This is a genomic window from Bartonella sp. AA1HLJMS (genome assembly GCF_042197445.1).
Classification (GTDB): Bacteria; Pseudomonadota; Alphaproteobacteria; order Rhizobiales; family Rhizobiaceae; genus Bartonella.
Genome location: NZ_JBHIRW010000049.1, coordinates 1 through 4,216, shown reverse-complemented (window position 1 = coordinate 4,216; position 4,216 = coordinate 1). Strand labels below are relative to the sequence as shown.

The window sequence follows — 4,216 nt, the reverse complement described above, 5'->3', positions numbered from 1 at the left end:
TGGAATAGTGCACCACGTATTTTTTATAGTGCAATTGAAAAATAAGAAGGTATCAAGTTTATAAAATATAAAAAACAGGGTCATGATATATTTGATGTATTGCAAAGCTCTTTAATACTTTGCAATACATTGAATTCTATCGGGAATGGATTACTATGTTGTGTAGAGAATTTTATTTCAGGAATTCTTATAGAAGATGTGTTTGTTTGGATGTTAGGATTGAATATTTTAATTTCTATTGATACAATTTTCGGATGAAATAATGACTCTAGACATCCCCATACAACGGTTTCAAGTTTTTTTACAACCCTGATAATCGATTTGAAATTAAAAATATAAGCTGTTCTAGCCGGTGTTATGGGTATTTTGATGAAGCTATAAATCAAAAGTTTAAAGATGTGTTGTTTCAAAAAGATTCACAGAAACGGGCGTAAAGAATTGAAAAATGGTAAGTTTGTTTAGTGAAAAAACAGGTGTAACAAATGTGGCAGAATTCACTGTTTCCGAAATAGCAGGGGCTCTAAAGCGTGTTGTTGAAGAAAAGTTTGGTTATGTACGGGTGCGTGGGGAGATATCAGGGTACCGTGGTACTCATGCTTCGGGACATGCTTATTTTGCTTTAAAAGATGATAAGGCACGGTTGGAAGCTGTTATTTGGCGTGGAGTTATGGAAAAGCTCAAATTCCCTCCTGAAGAAGGGATGGAAGTAGTTGCTGTTGGTAAACTTACAACTTATCCAGGGTCATCGAAATATCAAATTGTCATTGAGGCTCTTGAACCAACGGGGGTTGGTGCTTTGATGACACTTCTTGAAAATCGTAAGAAAAAGTTTTTAGAAGAAGGCTTGTTTGATGAAGAAAAGAAAAAAACTTTGCCTTATATGCCTCGAATTTTAGGCGTTGTAACATCACCAACAGGTGCTGTTATTCGTGATATTATTCATCGTATATCCGATCGTTTTCCGTTGCATATTTTGGTTTGGCCTGTACGTGTTCAGGGGGAAACAAGTGGGAGGGAAGTGGCTGTTGCTGTTGAAGGTTTTAATGCTCTTGGTCCAGGTGGACTTATTCCAAAACCTGATCTTATTATTGTTGCACGGGGAGGAGGAAGTTTAGAAGATTTGTGGGGGTTTAATGACGAAGCTGTTGTTCGTGCTGTTTATGAATCTTCTCTTCCTGTTATTTCTGCTGTTGGGCATGAAACGGACTGGACCTTGATTGATTATGTGGCTGATTGGCGCGCTCCAACTCCTACCGCCGCAGCAGAACGGGCTGTTCCTGTTAAGCTTGATCTCGAGGTGCTAGTGGCATCGCTTGATGCACGTTTGCGCAAGGGACTCGCGCGTTATTTGGATTTTTATCGACAAAAATTGCGTGCTACTCTACGAGCTCTTCCGACTGCCGATCAACTTTTTGCTCTACCACGGCGTGGTTTGGATGAAACTTCAAGTCGATTGCAGCGTGCTCTTTGTGTAAGCTACGATAAAAAACGTTTTTTTTTTCATGCACTTGGTGTGCGTTTTTCACCGCGTTTGTTAAATAGTGAAAAAGCACAACGCAATACAAAGGAATATACGGCACGTCTTCAGCGTGCTTTTGTGCGTAATGTGGAAAAACAACGTGCTGGGTTAGAGGTAGTATCTAGGCTTTTAAGAAGCACTTCATATCAGAATATTTTGGAGCGCGGTTTTGTTTTGGCTTTGGGGAAAGATCATAAGCCCATTAAACGATTGGTTCAGTTTCCTGAAACAGGGCAAATAAATTTACGCTTTTTTGATGGAGATATCAGTGTTGCAACACAAGAGCCTATTTTCGCTAAAAGATCAAAACACAAGCAGATAAAGTCACCAAGCGATGATCAAGGAACTCTCTTTTAATACGGTTAATGCCATGCTTGCGGAAGGTCTTCTTAAGGGAGTGGATGAAAAAGTTCGTTGCGCATGGGCTGGAACGGATCCACTTTATTGTGCTTATCATGATACCGAATGGGGAAAGCCTATTTTTGAGGATATTCGTTTGTTTGAGAAAATTTGTCTTGAAGGTTTCCAAGCGGGGCTTTCTTGGTTTACAATTTTAAAAAAACGCTCTTTTTTTCGCGTTGCATTTGATCACTTTGACTTTGAAAAGATTGCTCATTATGATGAGCTGAAGGTGCAAATGTTAATGCAGAATAAAGACATTGTTCGCCATCAAGGAAAAATTCAATCAGTGCTTAATAATGCATTGAGAGCACAAGAAATTATAACAGAGTGGGGGAGTTTGTCCCACTATTTTTGGTCTTTTCAACCACCACAATTGGAGCGTTATGAAAAAATAGATTTTCAAACACTGTTAGCTAACCCTATGACACCTGCTTCTCTTCGTCTTTCTCAAGACTTGAAGAAACGTGGTTGGACATTTGTTGGCCCCACAATTTGTTATGCTTTTATGCAGTCCGTAGGAATTGTTAATGATCATCTTGAAGGATGTTTTTGTCGATAAATTGGCAAACTTTCTTTTGTAAGAGTAATGATTAATAGGATAATAATTGAATTATTTAATAAATGTATAAATTATACAATTCCGCTGTATAAGATAATTGAAATATACAAACTATACAATATTAATGATTTTCTATTGTTGTTGGCACTAAAAACGATAAAGGTATAATTTTGAGGATGAAAAAACAGACGCAAAAAGGAGTGATATCTTAACTGTTATGTATCTGAAGTGAGATAATGGTAATGTCTTGTATGTTTTAAAGAAACATTTAGTACACCAAAGCCCATTTCGCGACGCAGCCCGTGAATGGTATGACAGATAAGTCCATAATGCACTCCATCTTTAGGTTTATGAAGGAGCAAATCGGCACCATCACACATTTACTAGCTCTCAGTGTTGTGAAACAGTCTTTGGCATTTGTAATGGTTCAGAAGAGTTTTTTTTATTTCCGTTAATAACGTGACTGTTATAATTAATGAATATTTTATTCATGTTTGTTGACGAATGCAAAGTGGTTGTTAGATGGGGTGCTGTTGTTGCATTGTTTTTCTTTGCTTGTATGACTGTTGGTTTATTTATATGTAGGTTGATTGCCCAATGCTTACCTAGGCAATATAAAATGAAATGCAGCGATGAAAAATTGAAGTTAAATGACTCAAGCTGCTTGTGTTGGGTTTTATTATCTGATAGCTTTCCTCTATTAGTAGAGTGATCTTGCCGCGTGTGCGCTCCAATTTTTTGGAAGATGATTAAGCTCATGCAGGCTTGTATCCACTACATTACTTCGTTGAATCTCTGTATGTTTCCGCTGGAAACGAGAGTTCTGTTGCGGTATGTTGTTTTCTATTCTATTTTTATAGTGGTAAAGCAATGATGCACGCCAAAGTTTAGAAGGGTTTATATTCGTTATGTCTTTAGGGGGGAAACGTCTAATGAATTTTGTTTTTATCAATGGGGGGATGCATTTTAGTGTATATTCTTTTATTGTAAGCTTTATTTCTCAAAAGATAAAGCGTGGAAGGAATGATTCTTCTCATTTTTCCTTTATCTTTGTTAACGCGTTTGGTTTTGTTGGTAAAAACGTAAAACTTTTGACACTTATTTTTCAAAAGATTAAGCAGCTTTTTGTGGGGGATAGCGTTTTAGAAAAGATATTTTCTTATGTCTTTCTGCTGTTTCAGTGCCGTTTTGGTCATGTAGTAAAGATGTGCCACATCTTGAAACTGAGTGTTTGAGGGGGATGACTATTTTTAAAGTTTGCATATTTTATTTTAAATGTCGCCTAAAGGAATAGAATAATGAATTCATAAATTTTTGCGTAATGATTTTTTTAAAGCTCACTATTTTTTTTGGGCGACAAGGCTTATTGATGATTAATAGGGAACTGATATAGTGCATTATCATATGCAAAGAGGTTATGAAAAGAATGTAATACTGGTTAGCAAAACATATATTGCATGTTCGTTATGGTTTATTGAGACGTAAGTCAATGAATTTATCAAGTAGATGACTCTGTGTAGGTGACTAAAAATATAGGCGGTTAGAACGTATTTATTCAATGTTATAATTATAAATTTGCTATATTATTTCAGCGTCATTAATTGATAAAAATAAATAAAGGGAAAAGTTTATGAACTTGAAGAAAACAATATTGAAAAGTAGCAGCTCTCTTGTTTCTGCTCTTATGGCATTGGCGATGGTTGCACAACAAGTTTCAGCAAAAACACCCGCTGATA

Annotated in this window: 3 protein-coding genes; 2 read left to right on the top strand and 1 reads right to left on the bottom strand. The window is 36.4% G+C overall.

All coding sequences use genetic code 11. The features are described 5' to 3' along the window. The first annotated feature begins 445 nt into the window (after positions 1 to 445). Positions 446 to 1,876 carry an exodeoxyribonuclease VII large subunit gene (gene xseA / locus ACFIQE_RS08225; protein WP_375707513.1) on the top strand — a complete coding sequence of 477 codons (1,431 nt, stop codon included), beginning with the start codon at positions 446 to 448 and terminating at the stop codon, positions 1,874 to 1,876. Beyond that, on the top strand, positions 1,854 to 2,480 hold the full coding sequence (locus tag ACFIQE_RS08220) for a DNA-3-methyladenine glycosylase I (protein ID WP_375612273.1): 627 nt from the start codon (positions 1,854 to 1,856) through the stop codon (positions 2,478 to 2,480). The genes xseA and ACFIQE_RS08220 overlap by 23 nt, the downstream gene beginning before the upstream one ends. A 215-nt stretch (positions 2,481 to 2,695) precedes the next feature. On the opposite strand, the gene ACFIQE_RS08215 is transcribed toward ACFIQE_RS08220, so the two are convergent. Next, on the bottom strand, positions 2,696 to 2,860 hold the full coding sequence (locus ACFIQE_RS08215) for a hypothetical protein (protein ID WP_375646395.1): 165 nt from the start codon (positions 2,858 to 2,860) through the stop codon (positions 2,696 to 2,698). Between the last annotated feature and the right edge of the window lie 1,356 nt (positions 2,861 to 4,216).